21 protein-coding genes are annotated in these 23,863 nt (G+C 63.7%); 5 read left to right on the top strand and 16 right to left on the bottom strand.

Going from position 1 to position 23,863, the window contains the following annotated elements; translation table 11 throughout:
* Nucleotides 1-52: 52 nt before the first annotated feature.
* Nucleotides 53-1,720 carry a SulP family inorganic anion transporter gene (locus ACNJX9_RS12150; protein ID WP_057750559.1) on the top strand — a complete coding sequence of 556 codons (1,668 nt, stop codon included), beginning with the start codon at nucleotides 53-55 and terminating at the stop codon, nucleotides 1,718-1,720.
* 9 nt (nucleotides 1,721-1,729) lie between these two features.
* Here the strand turns inward: ACNJX9_RS12150 and ACNJX9_RS12145 are convergent, their stop codons facing one another.
* A complete protein-coding gene (locus ACNJX9_RS12145) occupies nucleotides 1,730-1,939 on the bottom strand; it encodes a hypothetical protein (RefSeq protein WP_057750566.1) in 210 nt (69 codons plus the stop codon).
* A 229-nt stretch (nucleotides 1,940-2,168) separates the two neighbouring features.
* On the opposite strand from ACNJX9_RS12145, the gene ACNJX9_RS12140 reads away from it, so the two are divergent.
* From ACNJX9_RS12140 to ACNJX9_RS12130, 3 genes are all read left to right on the top strand, one after another.
* Nucleotides 2,169-4,856, top strand: a complete 2,688-nt coding sequence (locus tag ACNJX9_RS12140) for a flavin-containing monooxygenase (RefSeq protein ID WP_439408968.1) — start codon at nucleotides 2,169-2,171, stop codon at nucleotides 4,854-4,856.
* Nucleotides 4,857-4,986: 130 nt separating this feature from the next.
* Complete coding sequence (locus ACNJX9_RS12135; protein WP_057750570.1) at nucleotides 4,987-5,262, top strand: hypothetical protein; 276 nt, start codon at nucleotides 4,987-4,989, stop codon at nucleotides 5,260-5,262.
* Nucleotides 5,263-5,386: 124 nt separating this feature from the next.
* Nucleotides 5,387-5,692: a hypothetical protein gene (locus ACNJX9_RS12130; RefSeq protein WP_057750574.1), complete on the top strand. Its 306-nt coding sequence runs from the start codon at nucleotides 5,387-5,389 to the stop codon at nucleotides 5,690-5,692.
* Nucleotides 5,693-6,035: 343 nt separating this feature from the next.
* Here ACNJX9_RS12130 and ACNJX9_RS12125 read toward each other — a convergent pair whose 3' ends face one another.
* The 7 genes from ACNJX9_RS12125 to ACNJX9_RS12095 all read right to left on the bottom strand — a co-directional run bounded on the left by ACNJX9_RS12125 (nucleotide 6,036) and on the right by ACNJX9_RS12095 (nucleotide 14,632).
* Nucleotides 6,036-6,188 (bottom strand): hypothetical protein, encoded by a 153-nt coding sequence (locus ACNJX9_RS12125; protein WP_167353988.1) that lies wholly within the window; start codon nucleotides 6,186-6,188, stop codon nucleotides 6,036-6,038.
* A gap of 84 nt (nucleotides 6,189-6,272) precedes the next feature.
* Nucleotides 6,273-6,797, bottom strand: coding sequence for a septal ring lytic transglycosylase RlpA family protein (locus ACNJX9_RS12120; protein ID WP_057750610.1), 525 nt, complete (start codon nucleotides 6,795-6,797; stop codon nucleotides 6,273-6,275).
* 154 nt (nucleotides 6,798-6,951) lie between these two features.
* Nucleotides 6,952-7,119 (bottom strand): hypothetical protein, encoded by a 168-nt coding sequence (locus tag ACNJX9_RS12115; protein WP_439408966.1) that lies wholly within the window; start codon nucleotides 7,117-7,119, stop codon nucleotides 6,952-6,954.
* A 137-nt stretch (nucleotides 7,120-7,256) separates the two neighbouring features.
* Nucleotides 7,257-9,770, bottom strand: a complete 2,514-nt coding sequence (locus tag ACNJX9_RS12110; protein WP_439408965.1) for a M56 family metallopeptidase — start codon at nucleotides 9,768-9,770, stop codon at nucleotides 7,257-7,259.
* Nucleotides 9,751-10,158 (bottom strand): BlaI/MecI/CopY family transcriptional regulator, encoded by a 408-nt coding sequence (locus ACNJX9_RS12105; RefSeq protein WP_057750580.1) that lies wholly within the window; start codon nucleotides 10,156-10,158, stop codon nucleotides 9,751-9,753. The genes ACNJX9_RS12110 and ACNJX9_RS12105 overlap by 20 nt, the downstream gene beginning before the upstream one ends.
* A gap of 253 nt (nucleotides 10,159-10,411) precedes the next feature.
* Complete coding sequence (locus tag ACNJX9_RS12100) at nucleotides 10,412-12,064, bottom strand: NAD-dependent malic enzyme (RefSeq protein ID WP_439408963.1); 1,653 nt, start codon at nucleotides 12,062-12,064, stop codon at nucleotides 10,412-10,414.
* 234 nt (nucleotides 12,065-12,298) lie between these two features.
* A complete protein-coding gene (locus ACNJX9_RS12095; RefSeq protein ID WP_439408962.1) occupies nucleotides 12,299-14,632 on the bottom strand; it encodes a mechanosensitive ion channel domain-containing protein in 2,334 nt (777 codons plus the stop codon).
* Nucleotides 14,633-15,196: 564 nt separating this feature from the next.
* Here ACNJX9_RS12095 and ACNJX9_RS12090 point away from each other — a divergent pair.
* On the top strand, nucleotides 15,197-16,081 hold the full coding sequence (locus ACNJX9_RS12090) for an MBL fold metallo-hydrolase (protein ID WP_439408960.1): 885 nt from the start codon (nucleotides 15,197-15,199) through the stop codon (nucleotides 16,079-16,081).
* Nucleotides 16,082-16,404: 323 nt separating this feature from the next.
* On the opposite strand, the gene ACNJX9_RS12085 is transcribed toward ACNJX9_RS12090, so the two are convergent.
* From ACNJX9_RS12085 to ACNJX9_RS12050, 8 genes are all read right to left on the bottom strand, one after another.
* Complete coding sequence (locus ACNJX9_RS12085) at nucleotides 16,405-17,442, bottom strand: patatin-like phospholipase family protein (protein WP_057747271.1); 1,038 nt, start codon at nucleotides 17,440-17,442, stop codon at nucleotides 16,405-16,407.
* Nucleotides 17,439-18,368: a polyphosphate kinase 2 family protein gene (locus ACNJX9_RS12080; RefSeq protein WP_057747270.1), complete on the bottom strand. Its 930-nt coding sequence runs from the start codon at nucleotides 18,366-18,368 to the stop codon at nucleotides 17,439-17,441. Before ACNJX9_RS12080 ends, ACNJX9_RS12085 begins: the two co-directional genes overlap by 4 nt.
* The gene (locus ACNJX9_RS12075; RefSeq protein ID WP_439408958.1) at nucleotides 18,328-19,347 is read right to left on the bottom strand and encodes a branched-chain amino acid ABC transporter permease; all 1,020 of its coding nucleotides are present in this window, start codon (nucleotides 19,345-19,347) and stop codon (nucleotides 18,328-18,330) included. Before ACNJX9_RS12075 ends, ACNJX9_RS12080 begins: the two co-directional genes overlap by 41 nt.
* Nucleotides 19,344-20,225 (bottom strand): branched-chain amino acid ABC transporter permease, encoded by an 882-nt coding sequence (locus tag ACNJX9_RS12070; RefSeq protein WP_057747268.1) that lies wholly within the window; start codon nucleotides 20,223-20,225, stop codon nucleotides 19,344-19,346. Before ACNJX9_RS12070 ends, ACNJX9_RS12075 begins: the two co-directional genes overlap by 4 nt.
* A 7-nt stretch (nucleotides 20,226-20,232) precedes the next feature.
* Complete coding sequence (locus ACNJX9_RS12065; protein ID WP_057747282.1) at nucleotides 20,233-20,937, bottom strand: ABC transporter ATP-binding protein; 705 nt, start codon at nucleotides 20,935-20,937, stop codon at nucleotides 20,233-20,235.
* Complete coding sequence (locus ACNJX9_RS12060; RefSeq protein WP_439408956.1) at nucleotides 20,937-21,707, bottom strand: ABC transporter ATP-binding protein; 771 nt, start codon at nucleotides 21,705-21,707, stop codon at nucleotides 20,937-20,939. Before ACNJX9_RS12060 ends, ACNJX9_RS12065 begins: the two co-directional genes overlap by 1 nt.
* A 15-nt stretch (nucleotides 21,708-21,722) precedes the next feature.
* The gene (locus ACNJX9_RS12055) at nucleotides 21,723-23,045 is read right to left on the bottom strand and encodes an ABC transporter substrate-binding protein (RefSeq protein WP_439408954.1); all 1,323 of its coding nucleotides are present in this window, start codon (nucleotides 23,043-23,045) and stop codon (nucleotides 21,723-21,725) included.
* Nucleotides 23,046-23,138: 93 nt separating this feature from the next.
* Nucleotides 23,139-23,843, bottom strand: a complete 705-nt coding sequence (locus ACNJX9_RS12050) for a hypothetical protein (protein ID WP_057747265.1) — start codon at nucleotides 23,841-23,843, stop codon at nucleotides 23,139-23,141.
* Between the last annotated feature and the right edge of the window lie 20 nt (nucleotides 23,844-23,863).

Below are 23,863 nucleotides of genomic sequence, written 5' to 3'. Positions count from 1 at the left end.
GCCGCTGCCAGAGTGAACTCGCCGGCTCTGTCCGGGGAGTTGGAAAGGGGGGATGTTGTCAGCGTTCGCGGTCACGCGTGGCGATATTTTCGGCGGCCTCACTGCCGGCATCGTCGCCCTGCCGCTTTGCCTCGCGTTCGGCGTTGCCTCGGGCTTGGGGCCCGCCGCCGGATTATACGGCGGAATTATCCTGGGCATCGTTGCCGCGGTGGTGGGCGGCACGCCCGTCCAGATCTCCGGCCCGACGGCCCCCATGACGCTCATTGCAGCGAGCATTGTCGCGGCAAACACGCCATCGAATGGGCAGATGCAGCTTGGGCCGATTGTCGGCGTGTTCTGCCTCGCAGGTGCGTTGCAGGTGCTGTTCGGGGTCGCAAGGCTCGGCAATTACATTCGCTTCCTCCCCTACCCGGCGATCTCCGGCCTGATGACCGGCATCGGGATCATCATCATCATTCAGCAGATCTTCCCGATCGCGGGTCTGCAGTCGCCGTCGTCCAGTCCGGCCGAAATCCTGAAATCCCTGGGCGCTCTCACGCAAGGTGCTCGTCTCGATGCATTTCTGCTCGCGGCGGCGACCATTGCGATATCATTCGTTCTTCCGAGGTTTTTCTCGGCAGTGCCACCGTCTCTCGTCGCATTGATCTTGCTGACGAGCCTGGCGGTGGCTTTCGGCCTTTCTGCACCGACGATCGGAGATATTCCCAAGGGGCTGCCGGACTTCGTCCTGCCCCAGCTCAACTTAGCCGATCTCAAATTTGCTGTTGTCACCGCCTTTCAATTGGCATTCCTGGGCGCGATCGACGCTCTGACAACGTCGCTCGCCGCCGACAACATGACGAGGACGCATCACGACAGCAATCGAGAGCTCATCGGGCAAGGCGCCGGCAACATAGGGGCGGCGCTGTTTGGCGGCATTCCAGGCGCCGGTGCCTTCATGCGAACCGCCATCAATGTTCGCGCCGGCGGACGGCATCGCTCCTCGGGCGTGATTCATGGTCTTTTTCTGCTGGCCGTTCTCCTCGGTCTGTCGAGCGTGGTGCGGTACATTCCTCATGCCGTCCTGTCGGGAATTCTGGTCAGTGCCGGGCTAGGCATCATCGATTATCGCAGCCTCGGTCATCTGTTCCGCGCCCCGCGCGGTGACACCTGGATCATGCTGATCGTGGTTGTGCTGACGGTATTCACCGATCTGATCACCGCGATCGGCACCGGCGCCGTGCTCGCTTCGCTGATCTTCATGACCAAGATTGCGCGCGCAATGGAACAGGGCACGACCCTGACGCTGATCGAGGACGAGCTGTGGCAGGATGAAGTCGAGATTCCGGACGGCCTGAAGCAACGGCTGCTGATCAAGCACGTCAACGGGCCGTTGTTCTTTGGTTTTGTCTATGCGTTTCGGCGCATTGCCGAGCGGGCGACGGACGGCAAGATGCTGGTGCTGCGCATGGAGCGCGTAACCTACATGGACCAATCCGGAATCTATGCACTCGGGGACGTGCTGGTCGACCTGGAAGCCGCTGGATTGAAGGTGTTTGTCGTCGGGCTTGCTCGAGACCAGATCGACCAGCTCGAGGCGATGCACATTATTCCGGACCTCTTGTCCGAGGAGAGCATCTTCCCGAGTTTCGACAGCTTCAAACAGAGGCTCCCCGCCATAGTGGAGGAGCTTAGCCGCGCGAGCGACGCTGGACCGCCGCTGAAATCGATGACAGGCTGAGTCCACGCCCTAACCGCCCTTGGCAATGATCTCCGCGAGCGCGCGCCGCGCGATGATGCCGAGTTCGCCAAGGGTGGAATGGCCGGATTGTGCAGCCTGGATCAGGCGCTCGGCGATGAATCTGCGACTGTCGTGATTGCCGCCATGCGGCAATTGCCGGCACGTCTGCTCCAGGACGACGTCCATGTTGGCTTTGGTTCGTTCACTCAAATCTGTCATGACGGCCGGCTGCTACGCGTGGCTAGTAGCCGCAAGCATACACAGGCGGATGGTCCATGATTAGCCCGGGCAATCACGGCCATCGTGCAGCGCATGCGTGCATCGAAGGCAACGTTCGCGCCGCCTTGATACCGCAAATGGGACTACCGAAGATTGCACTTGCTCTGATGACAAGCCGGGCCTGCCGGACTAGCCTGCGGGCAAACAAAAGACACGGGAGGAAATAACCATGCCGGAAGCAATGGTCGCCGCACGTCCGTCCGAAGCGGCTGATGGAACCGTCCAGCAAGTCGATGTTGCCGTGGTCGGCGCCGGATTTGCCGGCCTCTATCTGCTCCATCGCTTGCGCAAGGCCGGCCTGTCGGCCGTCGGGCTCGAGGAGGCCGGCGATGTCGGCGGCACCTGGTATTGGAACCGTTATCCCGGCGCGCGCTGCGATATCCAGACCATCGACTACGGCTACACGTTCGACCCGGAACTCGACAAGGTGTGGACCTGGTCGGAGAAATACGCGACCCAGCCCGAGATCCTGCGCTATCTCGGCTTCGTCGCCGATCGCTACGACCTCAGGCGCGACATTCGCTTCGGGACCAAGGTCACCGCAGCCAAATGGGACGAGACGGCCGAGCGCTGGCAACTCACCACGAACAACGGCGCCGCGGTCTCCTGCCGCTTCTACATCATGGCGACAGGCTGTCTCTCCGCACCGAAACCGCCGGAGATCGACGGCGTCAGGGATTTCAGGGGCGAGGTCTATTTCACCGGACGCTGGCCGCATGACGGCGTCAACCTCGCGGGAAAGCGCGTCGCCGTGATCGGCACCGGCTCGTCCGGCATTCAATCGATCCCGGTGATCGCCGAGCAGGCCGCACATCTGACCGTATTCCAGCGCACGCCGAATTTCGCGCTGCCCGCCCATAACGGCCCCTCGCCGGCAGATCGCAGGGACCTGTTCCAGAGCGACCGCGCGGCCTATCGCGCGCAGGCACGCCAGTCGATGTCCGGGGTGCCCTATCCGCAGCAGACCGTCGTCAGCTGGCAGCTCAGCGATGCCGAGCGTCGCGAGCGGTTCGAGCGGGCCTGGGCCGCCGGCGACCTCGTCCACATCCTGACGCAGCTCTGGGCCGACCAGGCGGTCGATGTCGACGGCAACAAGATCGTCCAGGACCTGATCCGCGAAAAGATCCGCGCCGCCGTCAGGGATCCCGAGACGGCGGCGGCGCTGATGCCGGAGGATCATCCGTTTGGCGCCAAACGCCCCTGCCTCGAGACCAATTATTACGCGACCTACAACCGGCCCAACGTCACGCTGGTCAATCTGCGCCAGGAGCCGATCAAGGCGATCACCGCAGGCGGCATCACGACGGCCAAGCGCAATGTCGACGTCGACGTCATCGTGTTCGCGACCGGCTTCGACGCCATGACCGGCGCGATCCGCGCCGTGCATCCGATCACCGGACGCGACGGCAAGTCGCTGACCGATGTCTGGGCGCAGGGGCCGCAGAGCTATCTGGGGCTCACGGTCGCGGGCTTCCCGAACTTCTTCATGATCACCGGGCCCGGCAGCCCGTCGGTGCTGTCGAACATGGCTGTTTCGATCGAGCAGCATGTCGACTGGGTCGTGGATCGGCTCAAGGCGCTGCACGAGGCCGGCTTCACCACGATCGAGCCGACCGAGACGGCGCAGGCCGGCTGGAACAGGCATATGGCCGACTGCTCGATGCTGACGCTGCACCGGCTCGCCAACACCTGGTACACGGGCGCCAACGTGCCCGGCAAGGTGCAGGGCCTGATGCCCTATACCGGCGGCGTCGGTCCCTATCGCAGCATCTGCGACGAAGTCGTCAGCCGCGGCATGCTCGGCTTCAGGCTGACCGGCCCCAACGTCCCAGCACAATGCAATGACGGCGAGGTGGTGCGGCTGCAGCCGGACGTGCGGCTGGTGCTGAACCTGCTGGCCTCGCTGAACCTGCCGCCGATCGAGTCGATGGGGGCGGCCGGCGCCCGCGCCTTCGTCAACGAATTCAACAAGGGTCGGCCTGCGGGACGGCCGATCGGCGGCATCGTCGACGGCACGCTCCCCGGCGCCGACGGCCCGCTGCCCTATCGCGTCTACAAGCCGGCAACGCCGGGCCCGCATCAGGTCGTGGTCTATTTCCACGGCGGCGGCTGGGTGCTCGGCGATCAGCAGTCGGATGAGCCGTTCTGCCGCGACATGGTGCGGCGGACCGGCATGATGTTCGTCAGCGTCGGCTATCGCCACGCCCCGGAGCATCGCTTCCCGGCCGCGGCCGAGGACGGCTATGCCGCGACGCGCTGGATCTCGGAGCATCTGGCCGAGCTCGGCGGCATCCAGAGCCCGGTGCTGGTCGCCGGCTGGAGCGCCGGCGGCAACATCGCCGCCGTCACCTGCCAGCTCGCGCGCGACCGCGGCGGGCCGCAGATTGCGGGTCAGCTGCTGGTGTGTCCGGTGACGGACAGCAGCTTCGACCGGCCCTCCTACAACGACAATGCGACCGGCTACTTCCTGACGCGGTCGCTGATGTACTGGTTCTGGGACCTGTACTGCTCACCTGATGATCGCACCGATCCGCGCGTCTCGCCGCTGCGCGGCAGGGTTTCAGGCCTGCCGCCGGCCTTCATCGTCACCTGCGAGTTCGATCCGCTCCGTGACGAGGGCATCGCCTATGCCGAGGCGATGGCCGCCGCCGGCGTCCCGGTCGAGCAGCTCAAGGCGCACGGCCATTTCCACTCGTCCTTTGTGATGGTGGACGTGGTGATCACAGGCGTCCAGGGCCGCGTCCAGATGGCGCAAGCCCTGCGGCGCTTTGCAGGGCTTGCGCCGGAGGTCAGAAGCGACGAGAGAACCCACGGCCGTGTGAGCCCAGGGGACAAAATTGCAGCGGCCGCGAGTTGAGCCGCCATCGGCCGGGAACCTTTTCCCGGCCGCCGTGTTGTCGGTGCGTGGCATTGAGATGCAGCGATGGGTAATGGGCCCTGGCACGCAAGGCTCGCGTGTCAGGGTTCTTTTTGCGTGAGGCGGGGCTATGGGGGACGCATCATCTTCGGCGACAAAGGTCGATTTCAGCGCGCTCGCCGTGCTGCAGAAATGGCCGTCCCTCGGAAATCAGCGCCGGCCGGACCGCGAGCCCTATCAGGTCAGCGAGGGCACGCTCGATGCCTGCATCACGGCATTCATGCAGAAGCCAGCACTATCAAGGCATCTCTATGAAATCCGCACGGCGGCACAGCCGCCGCTGGTGACCGATATTCTCTCACCCGAGCACGTCATCGAGCTGTCGCGCTTGAGAGAATTTCTCTGAACCGCAGGTGAACACCGCTGCCTGCCTGCAACGAACGTCTTATCCGCATCCCGGACTCTGCAGGAACCTTCTTCCGGTTTTTCCCGTTAACGGGGATCGGATAAGCCGAGACGTGAGCAATCCAATGCTTGAAGCGGGCGTACCCTCCCCGATCGTGCCGTATGGCGCCGACCAGACTCTGTTCGTGGTAATCGATCGCCTCGACGAGACCACTGAAATTCGCGTCGAGCGAAGCGATCTCGATGCAGCGATCAACGAGCTCGTCGCGGGCTGCTTCAACGATCCCATCAAGGTGATCTCGTTCAACACGCTCGAGCACTGGATGAAGGACATCTCGACCGATGTTGCCGATGAAATCCAGGCGCGCTGCGATATCGACGGCGTGACGCTGCCTGATTATCTCAGCGATTTCGTCGAGAGCCATAGTTGAGCGCGCGCCATCGCGACAGGCTTGCAAGGCAACAAAAAGCGCCGCTTCCGCGGCGCTTTTTCGCGTCTGCATCACGCTCTCAGTGATGCCAGAAGATCGCCAGCAGCAGGATGATCGGCAACGGCACGCCAAGCAACCAAAGCAAAGCACCTCGTCCAAAGCCCATGATTTCCTCCTCCATGGTCATGACTGACATGACGCCGGAGCGAAGAAGAAGTTCCGCTTCTATCGGCGAGGGCAAATGCGTTCAGAGCATGGATCTAAAGCGCGATAAGATCGGGTTGAGATAAGATCGGGTTGAATCGTCATCGCGCTTTGGCTCTTTGTTCGAGCTCTCACGGCGTCAGCCGCGCCGCCTGGCGGCGATGACCTCGATCTCGCGGCGGCGCTCGCCGGCGAAGGTCAGGAGCTTTTCGATCGTGGGCGTATCCGTGATCCGTTTGGCAAGCCGCTCGGCGCGCGCCGCCTGATCTTCAAGATACTGGATCGTGTTCAAGCGGCGTCTCCCCCAAAGCCACGAATTGCAGGACGCCCATGGTGCGGGAGAGCCGCTAAAAGTCGGTTAAGCGCGGATCATGCTCTATCGCACGACGTCGAGCCTGACATTGGCGAGGCCCTTGTCGACCATGCCGAGCGCCTCGGCCGCGGACGGCGAGATGTCGACGACGCGCCCGCGCACGAAAGGCCCGCGGTCGTTGACCCTGACGGTCACGAAGCGGCCGGAGGAGACATCGGTGACGCGCAGCTTGGTCCCGAACGGCAGCGTGGGATGGGCCGCAGTCATTTCGTTCCTGTCGAACCGCTCCCCGCTCGCGGTCTCCGTGTCCGAATAGAAGCTCGCCAGGCCCTGCGCCCCCGTCGATTTGGCGTTGGCTGTCGCGCTGGACCGATGCGGCCTGTAGATCGGTCGTGGATGCAGCGCCGCGACGCGGTGCGGGTGCTCGATTGCAGCCTGCTTCGTGGTTGGAGCGAGATCGGCCCTCTGGCGGCCAACCGGTGATTGCGCGCAGGCGGCGAGCGATGCGGCCCCCATGATGGCAAGGAGCAACCGGGACGCGGTTGCCGGCGAAGCCAGGGTCGTTTCGGCACGTGCAATGCAAGACATGATGCGCCCTCCGAACACGCCCTGAGTTTCGGTGGGCAATGAGGGCAGAACCTTGGCTGAACAAAAGCGGCCTTGCGGCCGCCATCGTTTCGCGCCGGCTGTGATGAATCCACCACAGTCAGACTGTCCTGAATTGAGACAAAATGCCGAGAAATCAGCCCGATACGACGCGCCAGACCACCATGTGCGGCTCCGGCGCCGGCTCACCGGCCTCGAGGTTCCCCCTGATGAGCCGCGCGAGCTCGCGCCGATAGAGCATCCGCCAGCCGGTTTTCAGGCTGGCAAGAAAGTCGAGCTCCCGTTGCGTCAGCATGCACATCATGAACCCGATCCGCCTGCGGGCCGCACCTGAGGTCCCAATCCTTTCGCGGCAAACTACCAAGCGTAGTGTTACACAGCGTAACGCTTGCGGCGGGTAGGCGCAAGCCGGGATCGCCGGTCTCCCCTCCCGATCATGCTTTAGAAATTCGGCCCGAGCGCGATCTTCGTGATCGTCCCGTTCCTGACACCGATGCGCCATTCCGCCGAGCCGTTGGCGAACTGGGCGAGATAGATGTCGCTGTCGAGCGCGGTCACGCCACGGAACGAGACGGCACGGAGCGCACCGAGCCGCGCCAGGATCGCCTGGTCGAACGGAAGCTGCGCACGCGTGACGTTGGCGACCTCGGTCGTCATATGATCGTAGTCGGGCCGCCCCTTGCCGACACCCTCGATATACTGCCGCAGCATCGCCTCGCCATTGGCGATCGGAACGGCACGACGCGCGGCGCGCCCCAGCCGCGTCCCGAGATTCGCGGCCTCGACATTGTGGAAGCGCGTCTGCCGCCCCGGCACCAGGATCTCCACGCATTTCCCCGATTTGTCGGCAATGACCCACGGATTGTTCACGGTGGTCAGCGTCACCCAGGTCATGTCTGACCTGACGACGCTCTGCGCCTTGCGTTCGCCATTCGCATCGAGATTGAAGACCTGAATGTCGCCCTCGGTCTCGTTGTAGAGCATGATCCTGATCGGCGACGTGCCGGCAAGGCCGCGCACATTCGCCTCTTCCGAACAGGGGACGATGCCGCCGAGCTCGTCATTGCCGTCGGGCCGGAAGATCACGTCACCGGCCTTGCCGTCGGGCTCGATCAGCAGACGGAACTCGGCGGTGCCGTTCTCGAACTTGGCGCCATAGATGTCGTAGCCACCGGGCCCGACGCCGCGGAAGAAGATCGACTCGACCGCGCCGAGCGCGGCGAAGGTCGCGCGCAATTCATCGAGGCGACGACGGATGTTGTCGGCGAGCGGCGCGCTCATCCGATCATAGTTCGGCGTGCCGCGGCGCATATCCTCGATCCCTTTCAGGATCATCTCCTTGCTGCCGGCCGCGGGGACCTGCTCCCTGAACCTGTCAGGCACTTCCGCGAGGCGGCGGGCGAAGTCGGCCTCGATCGCCTGGGCCTGCGCCGCGTCGATCCGCGAGGCCAGGCGCGCGCCGGACGCGGCGTTCTGGACCAGCACGCGGGACACGCTCGCCTGTTCATCACGCAGGAAGATCAGGAGATGATCGCCGTGGACGGAGAAGGCGTCGGTGCCTTCGGGCAGCGCCAGTGATCGGCCCTGCCCGGTCTCCTGCACCTGCAGACCTTCGCCGTCGCGCCTGACGGTGAGCACGCGGTTCGGCGCGATCCTGTACCAGCCGACATATTGATCAAGCGACGCCGGACCTGTCGTCGGCGCCGGCATGGCGGCGACGTGGACGGCGCGCACGTCGCGGCCGTGCAAATGCAGCGTTAGCTCGGACGAGCGATGCTCCAGGTCGATGGGAAACGTGATCTCGCCGAATGCCGCCGCGTAGGACGCGGTGCCGTCGCTCGCAACGGCCAAGGGCTGCCTGCGCTGGCCGGTGAGCTGGCCAGAGAGCTCATCGCCCTCGCGGAAGATCGCGAACACCGAAGCCGGGCCCATGGCGTAGAAATTCACTGACGGATGGTAATGCTCGGCCGGCACGAGACCGAGATCAGCGCCTGATGGCACCGGATCCGGCGTGCGGTAGGCGATCATGCCGGCCGAGACAATCACGACGGGCACGATCGACGCCGCGATCCACAGCCGCTTGCGCCAGCCGACCGCCGCGGGCATGGCAGCGGCAGCGATGATGCGCTCGACCCGCGCGCGCACGGTCGAGACCTGCGCCATCGCAAGCTCCATGGGCCGCGGCTTTACGGACGTCGCGACGTCGAGCAGGATCTCCGCATAGGACAGCCGGTCATCGATCATCTCGATGGCGCGGGCGTCGCTGATGATCTCGGCAAGCTCGGCCAGACGCGCCAGCTGCCACCACGAGAACGGGCTGAACCAGAACATCACGCGATTGAGCGAGGCCAGCAAAAGAACATAGAAATCGCCATTGGCAACATGCGCGCCCTCATGCGCGAGCACCGCGAGGCGCTTCTTGGCGTCCCAGCCGAAAAACTGCGGCGGCACCAGGATGGTCGAGCCGAAGGTGACGGGGCCGCCGACGTCGCGGCTGACGCGCAAATCCGCGCCGATCATGCCCTTCACCGGCTTTGCGGCGCGCACCAGACGCCAGGTCAGGCACAGGCCGATGGCGAGCCGCATCAGCAACAGGGCGGCGACGCAGGCATAAACGGTGGTGGCAACCGTCCACCAGTCGATCGAGATGCTGTGCTTCGCCATCGGAGCGATGGCAGTGCCAGGCGCGATCGGCAGGGACGGCGGCGGCCGGTCCAGCATCGTGATATCGGCCGGCCAGGCTTCATTCGTCACCGGCATGGACAAAGGCAGCCGGTCGAGGGTGAGCGTCGGCCAGTGCATCACGAATGGCATCGCCAGCGATGCCAGCAGCACGACCACCCACGCCGTCATGTGCACGTGCGGATTGCGCACGCGAAACACGGTGAGACCGATCCAGACGACGCCTCCCAGCGCAAGGGAGCGTAACGCCGCCTCAGCCAGAGCTGCGATCATTCCTTTTTACTCCCCTCGCCTTCTTCGCCTTGGCCACCTGGTCCGCCAGCGCGCGCAATTGCTGCTGGTCGAGCATCGCATTGTCCACCATGCCGACGAGGACTTCCTCCATCGAGCCGTTGCAGAACCAGTCGACGATGCGCTGCACCGCCTTGGCCGCGACCCGGGCACGCGCCTCGGTGGCATGGTAGACGTAAGTGCGTCCATCAACCGTGTGGCGAGCATAGCCTTTTTCTTCGAGGCGGCGCAGCACCGTCCGCACCGTGGATTCCTTCAGACGCCGGGACAGGCGCTCGCGCACGATTTCGGCCGTGACCGGCCCATGGGCCCATACTATCTGCATGACCTCGTGCTCGAGATCGCCCAGGTCGGGCAAACGATCGTCCATGGTGGCTGACCTATTGAGATTCTTGTAACGCTACGGAGCGTCGCACATAAGGCCACGGCAGACAATCTGATTGCGGGCGTGGCGCGCAGCTTGCTTTTCGGCCATCCCTCCAGACGCCGCATGCTGCGGAGCCGTCAGGATGAGGTGGTGCTTGCGGCGAGATATGAGACCCTCATGGAGAGGAGCCCGCCAAAGCGGGCGTCTCGAACCATGCAGGCCGAGCTTTCCCGGCAGTCTCCAGCCGTCCCAGGCCTCAGTATTTCGGCTCGTACATCTGCGACTTGACCAGGCCCTTGACGTCGTTGGGCGCGGGCCCGTCCGCAAGCCCCCGCTGATAGGCGACATCAGCCACGGCCGCCGCGATGCGCGCCGAGACCTCCCGTATGCGCGGCAGCGCCGGATACAGGCTGCCTTGATCGAGATCCTCCTTGCCGACGCAATTGGCGAGCGTATGAGCGGCGGCCATGAACATCTCGTCGGTCACGAGCCGCGACCTGCTGGCGATGACGCCGAGGCCGACGCCGGGGAAGATGTAGGAGTTATTGCCCTGGCGCGGCACGAAGGTGCGGCCATTGAGCGTGACCGGGTCATAGGGACTGCCGCAGGCGAACAGCGCCCGGCCCTCGGTGTAGCGATAGGCATCCTCCGCCGAGCACTCGGCCTTCGAGGTCGGATTGGACAGCGCGAACACGATCGGCTGCTCATTGAGCTCGGCCATCATCTTGAGCACCTCGGGCGTGAAGGCGCCGCCGACCGCGGCGACGCCGATGATGGCCGTCGGCTTCAGCGTCTTGATCGCGGTGAGGAAGTCGGCGATCGGCGCCTGGTCGGTGTGGGCATAGCGCAGCTTGTGGCCGGAGAGGCCGTCGCGGCCGCTGACGACGAGGCCGCGGGAATCCACCAGCCAGTTGCGCCGGAGTGCCTCGGCTTCCGTTGCGCCCTCCGCCATCATGGCGGAGACGACGAGATCGGCGATGCCGGTCGCTGCCTCGCCCGCACCCAGGAACAGGATGCGCTGATCGCGGAGCTTGCCGCCGTTCACTTTCAGCGCCGAGAACAGGCCGGCGAGCGCGACGGCCGCGGTACCCTGGATGTCGTCGTTGAAAACGCAGGCCTCGTCCCGGTACTTGTGCAGCAGCTTGAACGCCGAATGATTGGCGAAATCCTCGAACTGGATCAGCACGCCGGGGAAGGTCTTCCGCGCGGCGGTCATGAACTCGTCGACGAAGCTGTCATAGGCTTCGCCCGTCAGGCGCCGCTCGCGCAGGCCGAGATAATAGGGATCGCTCAGCAATTCCTCGTTGTTGGTGCCGACGTCCAGCACGATGGGCAGGCACGCTTCCGGATGCACGCCGGCGCAGGCCGAGTAGAGCGACAGCTTGCCGACGGGAATCCCCATGCCATTGGCACCGAGGTCGCCCAATCCCAAGATGCGCTCGCCATCGGTGACGACGATCAACTTGGCCTGATAAGGCCAGTTCTTCAGAACCTCGCCAATCTGACCGCGCTCGCGCGAGGAGATGAACATGCCGCGCGGGCGCTGAAAGATCAGGCCAAATTTCTGGCAGGCGAGCCCGACCGTCGGGGTGTAGATGATCGGCTGGATCTCATCGATGTTGTCGACGACAACACGAAAGAACAGCGCTTCGTTGCGGTCATGCAGCGCATTCAGGGCGACGTATTTTTCGAGGTCGGTCGGCAGCGAGCGTAGATTGATCAGCACGCGCTCGACCTGCTCCTCGATCGTCAGGACGCAAGCTGGCAGCAAGCCGCGCAGGCCGAGTGCATCGCGCTCGGCTTCCGTGAAGGCCGTGCCCTTGTTGAGCAGGGGATCGCGCAGCAGCGTCATGCCGTGCGTGGTGTCGGATGATATCGAATGGGCGCTGACCCGAGCAGGTCTATTCACGAATCCCCCAGGGAGTTTCTTATTGAAGGGCAGGCATTGTCCGCCACCATCCCTCTGAGATCAAGGACGTTGCCCCCCTGGGCCGCGATTGTGATCTCGCACCGCAGCGAGACTTTCGCGAGGGATCCGCAGGTTACCCTCTCCCCGTCATTTCGGGGCGCGCGTTAGCGCGAGCTACGGTGCGCAATTGCGCACCGTAGCTCGTGACTTCGTCGCGCCCCGGAATGACGGGAGCTAACCCACGGCCCGTCTCGGCGTCAGGTTGGCGGCGAGATCGGCCGGCGGCGCGACATGCATCAAAATGGTCTGGGTCGCGGATGCGACCTCGATGCCGTTCTGCTGGAAGCGCTGCTTCATGCGACGGTTGAATTCGCGCTGCACCGGCCAGCGGCCGGCCTCGGTGCAGCGGATCTGACCGACGATCGACACCATCGCACCATCGACCTTGTCGATGCCCCACAGCTCGAGGTCGCCGCGGATCAGCGGGCGGAATTCGCTCTCGCGGCGCATCTCCTCGACGATGTCCTTGAGGATCTGGCCGGCGCGATCGGTGTCCTCCTTGTAGGCGACATTGACGCTGACGGAGGCATTGCCGGCGCCGCGGCTGGCATTGGTGATGGTCGTCACCGCGCTGAACGGCACGATGTGCAGGGCGCCGTCACCCGCACGCAGGCGAATGGTGCGGATCGAGACGTTCTCGACCACGCCTGTGAGCCCCGACACGCTGACCGTGTCGCCGACTTGCACCGTGTTCTCCAGCAGCAGGAACAGGCCTGTGATGAGATCCTGCACCAGTTTCTGCGAGCCGAAGCCGATGGCGATGCCGACGATGCCGGCGCCCGCGAGCAGCGGCGCGACATTGACGCCGATTTCGCTGAGCGCGGTGAGGCCGACGACGGTGGCGATGAGGCACAGCAGCGCCGTGCGCAGCATCGGCTGGAAGGTGCGCAGCCGCGCGGCGCGGGCATAATGTCCGTCGCGCGACAGCGTGTTGATCTGGCGGTCCAGCAGGGCATTGCTGGCCTCCCAGATCGCCGCGGCGACGACGACGGCGACGCCGATCGTCGCCACCGCCGACAGCAGCCGGCCGCCGATCTGGCCGCCATAGAACCAGACGATGGCGTCGACGCCCCAGACCTCGAGCACGGCGACGAAGCCGATGAAGGCAATGACGCCGGAGACGATCCTGCGCAGCAGCGGCAGATAGCGATTGGCGCGGATTTCCAGGCCAGGAAAGCGATGGAGAATTTCCGGCTGGATGCGGAAGCCGCGGTCGATCAGGCTCAGCGTCACCATGATGGCGACGCGTGTCATCAGCGCCACCACGACGGTCCCGACGAAATATTGCAGCAGCAGCGAATAGCCATTGCGGATGTTCAGCGCCCAGACCGCCCACAGCGCGAGGTCGAGCGCGATTGCAAGATAATGCCAGCCGCCGGCGATGCGATTGCGCAGACGCGCCGCAATGCCCTGCCGTTCGGCGGGCGGGCGAATGGCGTCGGCCACCTGACGGCGGCATTGCAGGATGATGACGACGACGAAGAGATGGACAACCAGCATCACCATGCGCAGCAGCGCGGCATAGCCGGTGCGGGGCAAGCCGAGCAGGAGGGCGACATTGGCAAGGGCGATGCCGGACACGCCGACGCCGACGATGCGGCGGGCCCAGATCTCGACATAGGCCGCGGTCTCGGCTCGGACCGGAAACAGGCCGAACGGTCCCGCCAGGGCACGGACGATGCAGATGAGCCCGCGTGAGAACGCATAGGCATTGACGACCGCGAGGATCACGAGGCGGACCGTTGCGGGTTCGCCGATCTCCGTTCCGAGCAGCGCGGTCGAAAGACCGACGAAAACGAACACCGGCAGCAACTCGAGCACGAGCCGTCCGAGCACCAAGGGCAGCCGCAGCAGCAATTGCCAGACGCGTGCGAGGCTGTGACGGTGCCTGTGCAATTCGGCCGCGGGAGTGACCTCAGTGACCGATAACGGCGGATCGGCAACGGGAAGCGACTGGGCCGACAGGCGTGCGGTCTGCGGCACCCGCCCTTCGAGGAAGGCAACGGGACGCCGGATCAGGCGGACGCCAACCCATTCCGCCGCGAGCGCGCAGCCGAACACCAGTGCCAGCTTCCAGGCGATCTCGATCAGCAAATGATAGGCATCAGGGTCATTCGCGGTCCGCACGATCCAGTAATAGAATGCCGGGAAATTCGTGAGCGTCCGCGCCATGTCGGCAACGTCGCGCGAAATCTCGCCGATCTCCTCGGACACGGTCAGCAGAAGCTGTGCGCCGAGTCCATCGGACGAGAGCGGGATTGGCGACTTCTGCTCCGGCGCCGGCGGCCGCTGTTCGCCCGACGCATTGGCGATCGCGCGCAGTGTGTCGATCATCAGCGCGCGCTTCTTGTCGTCCTGAAGCGTCTCCAGCGCCCGCTTGGCCTCGTCGGACGACAGTGAGGCCGCGCTCTTGGCGGCGGGCGCAGGCGGCTCTGCCTGGACGGGGGAGAAAGATGAGAGCGCGAGAAGGAACGCTGCGACAAGCACCGAGGCGAACTTATGCGACACGCGGATTCCCTGAAAAATGACATGCGCTGGCAGCGGTCGAATCGTCGCCGCACCAAACGCATGCGTCATGTCGGAAGCCGCTATTCGCCCCGGTCGTATGTCGGAAGTTTGCCGGTGAGGCGACGATCTCTAGGCATTTCATGCCATGCAGCGAACGCGTCGAAAACGCACAGCGCCGGGCAGGTAGGGGCTATGCCTTACTGTCTGCAGCCCACTAAACCTTGACCCGGCGTGCCGTTCGCGGTTTCTGCCGCTATGCGATAGTCCGAACGAGCTCCATCGCACTTAACGCGGCTGGATTTGCGGAGGTGGAGTCATAGACCTCCCCTTGCTCATGAGGTGGACGTTACGCGTCGCGCTGATCGCGACCACAGCCATGCTCCTCCCATGACATAAAACTGTCAAGCGGGATCAATGTCACCAAGGATCACATTTGCACAGCTGTTCCGGGACAGACTGACCGCGTAGGAGCCGCGTAGGGGCGCGGAATAAATCCCTCTTCGCAGCGTTTGTGTGAGAGACGATCTCCGCCTCCCTCGCCATCCCTTTTCCAGAAAGCCAGAGATGAAAGCATTATCCTGCATCGCCGCTCTCGCGGTCCTCGTCACCGGTTCAGCTCTCGCGCAGACGCCGCCGCAGACCTCGACGAAGAAAGTCGAGGGCACCGACAATGTCTACATCTTCCGCTATGGCGGCCATCAGTCGATGTTCGTGGTGACTCCGAAGGGCGTGATCGCGACCGACCCGATCTCCTATTTGCGTCCGGCAAAGCCCTATATTGACGCGATCAAGGCCGTGACCGACAAGCCGATCAAATACGTCATCTACAGCCACCACCATTACGATCACATCGCCGGCGGCCAGCCGTTCAAGGATCTCGGCGCCACCTTTATCGCGCATCGCCGCACCAAGGAGCGGTTGCTCGAGCTCAAGAAGCAGAATTCGCTTCTAGCCGATGTCGTGATGCCGGACCAGTTGGTCGACAACCAGAAGATCATCACGCTCGGCGGCACCACGCTGGAGCTCGACTATGTCGGCCGCAACCATTCCGACAATTCGCTGGTGATGCGGCTGCCGAAGGAGAAAATCATCTTCGTGGTCGACTTCGCGCCGATCGAATCCGTCCAGTTCCGCAACATTCCAGATAACGCCTCGCCGCTGGAATATATCGGCTCGCTGAAGAAGCTGGCCTCGCTCGATTGGGAGCGGATGATCCCCGGCCATCCCAGCGCCGGCGGCCGGCTCGGCACCAAGAAGGACGTCGAGGACGACATTGCCTACATGGAGGATCTCTCGGCGGAGGTGAAGAAAGCCGCCGATGCCGGCAAGTGCATCGACACCGCGATGAAGGAAGTGAAGCTGCCTAAATACGAGAAATGGGCGAATTACGAGGCGGGCCTGCCCGCCAATGTCGAGCGCTTCTGCTACTGGTGGGGACGCGGGTACTAACGGCTTGCACCGACGCGACGAGCTTGGCTCGCCGTGAGATCGTAGATCGTAGATCGTAGATCGTAGGGTGGGTTAGCCGAAGGCGTAACCCACCACTGTCTGCCCTCGCGGGACCAAAAGAGGTGGGTCACGCCGAGCAGATGCGCTTCGCGCATCTGCAGGGCTAACCCACCCTACGACAGCCGTCGCGATGGTGACATTATGCCCCTGTTTTGCCCGACGGATCAAGCAATCCTTCTCAAAATCCGAATATCGAGCACATTCGCCGGAAAGCCATTGATTCCGTTATCATCGGCTACTGTGCATGGGGTTGTTTTCGAAGATCAGAGAAACATGTCGGTCAAATCGACCGTAGACGAACGACCGATCCGGTCGAAGTTTTGTGTCAGCCAGCTTCGCGCGGCCTCGCGGCCCTCATCGCGCAGACGACACAACAGGCTCCATTCGGGATGGAACTGCGTCGCCGTTCCGAGCTGCGACATCAGCTGGTCGTTTCCGATCCAGTGCATGAACATGCGGCTGTGCGTGTTGGGATCGAGCTCGCCGTTGTCGATGAGCCGGGTCGCGAAGGCAATCGCGCGCATCTCGCGCATCAGTGACGAATTGAAGCTGATCTCGTTGATGCGATGCAGGACGTCGGCGGCGCTTGCCGGAAGCTCGTCACGCCGGATCGCGGTCACCTGCACGATGATGACGTCGTGACTGCCCTTGCGATAGATCAGCGGAAAGATCGCGGGATTGCCGAGATAGCCGCCGTCCCAATAATGCTCGCCGTCGATCTCGACCGCCTGGAAATAGGGCGGCAGGCAGGCCGACGCGAGCACGGTCTCTGCGCTGAGCAGCGGCGTCTGGAACACCTTGATCTTGCCGGTTCGGACATTGGTGGCGTTGAGAAAGAGCTGCGGTGCGTCCGGCGACGAATTGAGCCGGTCGAAATCGATCACGCGTTGCAGCAGGGACCGGAGCGGATTGAAGTGGAACGGGTTGAGCAGGTTCGGTGGCACCGTGTGCGTCAGCGTATGGATGAAGGCGTGGACGGGGTGATATTCCGGCGGCAGCTTGAGGGCCTGGATCACCTGGTTGACGGGTGAAAACAGGTCATAGAGCTGGTCCATCCGCGAGACCTCGTACCAGAACGCATGCAGGTTCTGCCGCGCCGCCTCGGCTCCGCCGATGGCCATGCCCGAGGCGAGCGCCACCGCGTTCATCGCGCCCGCGCTTGTGGCGCTGATCGCCTCGATCGCGAGCCTGCCGTCCTCGAGCACCTGGTCGAGCACGCCCCAGACAAAGGCGCCGTGCGCGCCGCCGCCCTGCAGCGCGAAGTTGACGTTCTTCTGGTTCCTGGCCTCGGGAGCGGTCACTTTTTGCGCTTCCTTCCTCCCTTGCCCTCGCTCTCCAGCGCCTTGCGGACCTCGGCAAACTCGCGCAGCGAAGCCTTGTCGGCACGGGGGAAGCGCAGGTCCAGCTTTTCAAGCTCCGCCACGATCACGGAGCCTATCACAACGCGGGCGAACCATTTGTGGTCGGCGGGCACGACATACCAGGGCGCATGCGGCATTGCGGTGTGGCGCACGATGTCCTGATAGACCGCCTGGTAGCGCGGCCACAGCGCGCGCTCCTTGATGTCGTCCATCGAGAATTTCCACTGCTTGCCCGGCTCTTCCAACCGGTCGAGAAAGCGCTTGCGCTGCTCCTCCTTGGAAACGTTGAGGAAGAATTTCAGCACCACGGTGCCGTTGCGCATCAGGTAGCGCTCCCAGGCGGCGATGTCCTCGAACCGCTCCCTCCAGATGTTCTTGGTGACGAGCCGCTGCGGCAGCTTTTCCTTGGCGAGGAGCTCCGGGTGCACGCGCGTCACCAGGCATTCCTCGTAATGGGAGCGGTTGAAGATGCCGATATGGCCACGCTCCGGCAACGCGACCACGTGACGCCAGAGGAAATCATGGTCCAGCTCCTTGCTGCTCGGCGCCTTGAAGGCGGAGACCTCGCAGCCCTGCGGATTGATGCCCTCGAAGATCGCCTTGATCGCACTGTCCTTGCCGCCGGCATCCATGGCCTGGAACACGATCAGCACCGACCAGCGGTCCTGGGCGTAGAGCTTCTCCTGGAATTCGACGAGACGCTTCTTGTTGGCATCGAGAATCTCCTGAGCCTTATCCTTGTCCAGATCGCCCTTCTCGTTGGTCTTGTAGTCCTTCAGGTGAAACTTGCCGGACCCGTCATGGCGGAATGGCGTGATGTAGCGGTCAAGTTCCTGGGCGAGCGATTTGGACGGCTTTTTGCTCATGAGCGCGGGGCACCTTGCGTTGCGGCTTCAATCGATCGAGCAGGCTACCAAGGATGCCCTTGGGAAGAAATATGATGAAAAGCACCAGCAGCACGCCGTAGACGAGATTGTCCCAGCCGACCGCCTTGGTGCCGAAGCCGATCCGCAAGGTTTCCGCGAGCAGGATGGTGATGACAGCACCGACGGTGGGGCCAAGCGACACGAACAGGCCGCCGACAATGGCCGCGAACACCATCTGCAACGACACTGCGATGCCGCTGACCGTGTCGGGCGTGATGAACATCTGGTACTGGCAATAGATCGCGCCGGCGAGCGCGGTCATCAAGGCGCTGATCAGCGTGATCTTCAGTTTCTCCGCGGTGACATTGACGCCAGCGGCGGCCGCGGCGTCCTCGTCCTCCGAGATCGCCTCCAGCGCATAGCGGCTCATGCTGCGATCGATCAAATGCCAGACGACGATGCCGATAAGCCAGACCGCAAGCGCGATCAGATACCAGCTGGTCTTGTCGTCGAATTGCAGCGCCAGCAGCTTGTTGCCGGACGCGCGGTTCGGCGTGTAGCCGAGCGAGCCGCCGGTGTAATCGCGCGTCGCCGTGATGACCTGAAGCACGATGCCTGACAGCGCCAGCGTCACCAGCACGAAATAGTGCCCGGTGATGCGGAAGCGGAAGCAGGGATAGCCGACAATCAGCGCCAGCGCGCCGGCTGCGACCATGCTGACCGGAATGCCGATCCACGGCGACAGGCCGAGGTGATTCCACAGCAGCGCGGTGACATAGGCGCCGATACCCATGAAGCCGCCGTGCCCGAGCGAGACCAGGCCGAACCGCCCCATCATCGACCATGATGTGTAGGCGAACGACCAGATCAGGATCAGCACCAGGATGTGCAGATGATAGGGATCGCGATAGACGAAGGGCAGCGCGACCAGCGCCGCCAATCCGATCCCCCATGCCGCAAGCCGTCCCTGCCCCGTCATCGCCGCCTCGCGAGCAGGCCCGCGGGCCGGATGAACATCATGACAATGAAGAAGGCAAAGGCGAGCACGTAGCCCCATTCGAGATCGGAGAACAGGCCGCCGAGCGAAATGATCTCGGCGAACACGAAGGCGGCGATGAAGCCGCCGATGAAATTGCCGAGACCGCCGAGCACGCAGATCAGGAAGGTGATCGGCCCGAACGAGAGACCGACGAAGGGGTGCACGTCATATTGCAGCACCAGCAGGCAGGCGGCGAGCCCGGCCAGCCCGCCGCCGATCGCGGAGGTAATGAGATAGATGCGTTTGGTATCGACGCCCATCAGCGCCATGATCTGTCGGTCCTGCGAGATGGCGCGGATCGCGGTGCCGGTGAAGGTGCGGGTCATGAACAGATACACCGCGACCATGCCGACCAGCGCCGCCAGGAACGAGAGGAGGCGCGCGTAACTGAAATTCATGTCGCCGAAGGCGAGCACCGGCAGGCGGATGCCGAGGTTGCGGAAGTCGATGCCGAAAGCGACAGTGGCAAAGCTCTGCAGCACGAACAGCACGCCACCGGTCGCAAGCAGCTGGTTGATCGGCGGCGCTGTGAGCAGCGGCGCGATCACGAGGTAATGCAAGAGTGCACCGAGGATCGCGACAAGCAGGATGGTCAGGGGCGCCGCGATGAAATAGCTGAAGCCGTAATACTGGACCATGAAATACATGGCGTACATGCCGATCATCACCAGTTCGGCGTAGCAGATCCAGGTGACGTCGATGACGCCGAAGATCAGGTTGAGCCCGAGCGCAAGCAGCGCCAGCACGCCGCCAAGCAGGATGCCGTTGATCACCGCTTCCAGCAGATAGATGTCGAAAATGTCCAGGACCGCCTGCATATGCGCCTCATACCCCCAGATACGCTTCCTTGACCGTGTCGCTCGCCAGCATCTCGGCTGAAGTGCCTGAGCTGCGAATCGTGCCGGCCTCGATCAGATAAGCGCGATCGACCACACGCAGCACCTGCTGCACGTTCTGCTCGACGATCAGCACCGTCAGCCCGCTGGCCCGGATCCGCTTCACCAGCTCGAACACCTGCTGCACCACGACCGGCGCCAGCCCGGCGGACGGCTCGTCGAGAAGCAGAAGTTTTGGGTTGGACATCAGCGCACGGCCGATCGCGCACATCTGCTGCTCACCGCCCGACATGGTGCCGGCCATCTGATGGCGGCGTTCCTTCAGCCGGGGAAACAGGTCGAACACGACCTCTAGCCGCTCGGCATAACGACCGCGCGCCTCCTTCATGAAGGCACCCATCTTGAGATTATCGTCGACCGAGAGCTGCGGAAACAGCCGCCGGTTCTCCGGCACATGCGCAATGCCAAGGCTGACGATCTGGTGCGCCGGCGTAGCAAGAACGTCGACGCCCTCCATCGCGATCGATCCGCGCGAAGGTCGGATCAGGCCGGAGATGACACGCATCAAGGTGGTCTTGCCGGCGCCATTGGGACCTATGACGCCGACGGCCTCACCAGCCTTGACGTCGAGATCGACGTCGAACAGCGCCTGGAAGGTGCCATAGCCGGCGTTGACGCCACGCAGCTCCAGCATCATTGGCCTCCCGCGCGACGGCGGGCTTCGGCAGCCGCGGCCTGGGTGGTCTCGGCATCAGTGCCGAGATAGACCTCGATGACGCGGGGGTCGCCGGCAACCGCGCTCGGCAGCCCTTCCGAGATTTTTTCGCCGTGATCGAGCACCATGACGCGGTCGACGACGCGCATCAACACGCCCATGATGTGTTCAACCCAGATGATGGTGATGCCGAGCTCGTCGCGGATGTTGCGCAGCATGTCCGCCGCCTGGTCCATCTCGGTCTCGTCGAGACCGCCGAGGCTCTCGTCGGCAAGCAGAAGCTTTGGCGCGGTGGCGAGTGCTTTCGCAAGCTCGAGCTTCTTCAAACCGGCCGCGCCGAGGCCGTCGACGCTGGCCTGGCGATCGGTTGGCAATCCTACCATCCTAAGCGAGCGCTCGGCCGCCTCCTCGGCCTTGGCGCGGCTATGGCGACCCTGGCCATAGAAGCCGGCAAGGGCGACGTTCTCGAAAATGGAGAGGCGACGGAACGGCCGCGGGATCTGGAAGGTGCGACCGATGCCGCGGTTGATGATCCGGTGCGGCGCGAGGCCTGCGATCTCCGAGCCATCGAACCGGATTGATCCGGCGCTCGGCGAAAGCGTCCCTGAGAGCACGTTGAAGATCGTGCTCTTGCCTGAGCCGTTGGGGCCGATCAGGCCGACAATCTCGCCCTGCCCGACCCTGAACGACACGTTGTTGACGGCGGTGAAGCCGCCGAACCGCTTCACCAATCCGTTCACTTCCAGCACCGCCCTGCTCCGCCGCTACTGGTTGCTGTAGGTGGTGCCCTTCGGCAGCGGCAACACGGCTTCGCGCTGCGCCTGACTCTTGGGCCACACCACCCAGGACTTGTCGTCGATATACTGGATCACGACGGGGAACGAGCGCTCGTTCTGCCCTGCCATTGGCGTGCCCTCACCGAAGAACTTGACGCCGAAGCCGAGCATGGTGCCGCCCTCGGGGATATCGGTATCCAGCGCAGCCTTGCGCAACGCCTCCGGATCAACCCCGCCATACTTCTTGATCGCGCGCGGCAGCACGTCATCCATGAAGACGTAGGTGTTGGACGCGCCGATGCCGACATGAGCCGAGCGGATAGCAACGCCGGGCTTGATCTTGTCGAACTCCTCGCCGACCATCTTGATGACGGGGGCAAGCTTCGGATCCATGGTCTTCTGGTTGGCGAGCCAGATCGAGATCGGATCGGCGTTGAAGACGTAGCTCGCGTCAGCGCCCATCCCCTCCTTGAGCTTTTCGTAGACGCCGTAGCCCGCGCCGTGGCCGACGAGCGCTGCGAACTTCAGCCCCTGCTCGCGTGCTTGCCGCAACAGCAGCGTGATATCAGGGTTGTAGCCGGTGTGGAAAATGACGTCAGGCTTGGCACGCTTGAGCTTGGTCACCAGCGCGGAGAGATCCGGCGCGGTGGCCGAATAGCCCTCCTTCAGCACGATGTTGAAGCCGGCCTTCCTGGCGCCGGCCTCGTTGCCCTTGGCGACGTCGACGCCATAGGAGCCATCCTCGTGGATGATGGCGACGCGGAGGTCCTTCGGCTCCTTGCCCAACTTCGCCTGAGCGTTCTGCGCAATGAAATCCATCGTCATCGCGCCGAACTGATCGCCGCTGGCCTGCGGACGGAAGACGTATTTGTAGTTCTTGTCAGCGAACACGGCAGACGAGATGCAGGTCGTCATCCACATGAACTTCTTGAGCTGCTCGACGCGGGCGGCCACCGGCACGCATTGCGCCGACGAGAAGAAGCCGAGCACCATGTCGACCTTCTCCTGCTCGAGCAGGCGGACGGATTCGTTGATGGCGACGTCGGGCTTGCTCTGTGCGTCGGCGTAAACGGCCTCGACCTTGTAGCCCTCGACGCCGGTCTTGGTGAAATGGTCGAGGATGATCTTGGTACCGAGATATTCGAGCTCAGAGCCGCCGCCCGCGAGCGGGCCGGTCAGGTCGAAAATCACGCCGATCTTGATTTTCTTGTCCTGAGCCTTGTCTTCAGCCTTGGCCGAAGCCGTCAGGCCCATCGTCGCAATCGCGATCAACAGCCCACCTACCAAGCGGGCAGCCATGCGCAGGCGCATCTAAACCTCCCTGGACGATTATGCGTCGTATTCTTGTTGCTTTTGCTTTTTGCCCATCACATGGGCTGCGCGCGGCGATGTCAAGCCTCGCGCTCAGCGCGAGGCGAACTGCTGCTCGACGAAGGCCGTGACAAATCGCGGCATGGCCGGCGTGAGATCGCCGATTCCGCGCACGAGATGAATGGCCGACAGTTCGGGCTCGGTCTCGCGTGCAAGATTGGCCTGGATCCGGGCGCGGGCCACGTCGCCCGGCACATCAAGGTTGAGGACCTGTATCATTGCAATCGAGGGGCCCGTGACGATGCAGTGCCAATCCGGCTCGGCCCAGTAGTCGGCCGTGGTCAGCCCGGTCTCTTCCCCGAGTTCTCGGATGACACTGCCGGGAATGTCGAGGACTCCCTCCGTGACGTCATCGAGGTCGGGCGTACCGGAGGGGAAATAGATGCGGCCGGCATTCGCAGTGTGGTGCGCCATCTCGCCCATGATGAAGGCGCCGTCCGAGGCGCGCAGCGCGCCCATGCCAAAGCCGTTGAACACGGCCTTGTCGGGAAAGCCCCAGTCGCGCCAGGCGAGGAAACTGGCGAAATCGGTCTCGAAATAGGTCGCGGCAAGATGACCGTCACCGAACACGGCATCGCGCCCGAGCAGGACACGGCCGTTCCAGAGCTTAGGCCGCTCACGCTGCTTCTCGGCGAAATGCGCCGCGATCTCGGCGCGCCGTTCCTGCGCGAACGGCCAGACGACCGGCCGCACGGCAAGGTCGAGCGTCGTGACGCGATGAATGACCAATGACGTCATGACGCCTTGTTACTACGACT

Source organism: Bradyrhizobium sp. BLXBL-03 (assembly GCF_051853015.1).
Taxonomy (GTDB): Bacteria; Pseudomonadota; Alphaproteobacteria; order Rhizobiales; family Xanthobacteraceae; genus Bradyrhizobium; species Bradyrhizobium manausense.
This window is presented reverse-complemented; position numbering and strand designations above follow the sequence as displayed.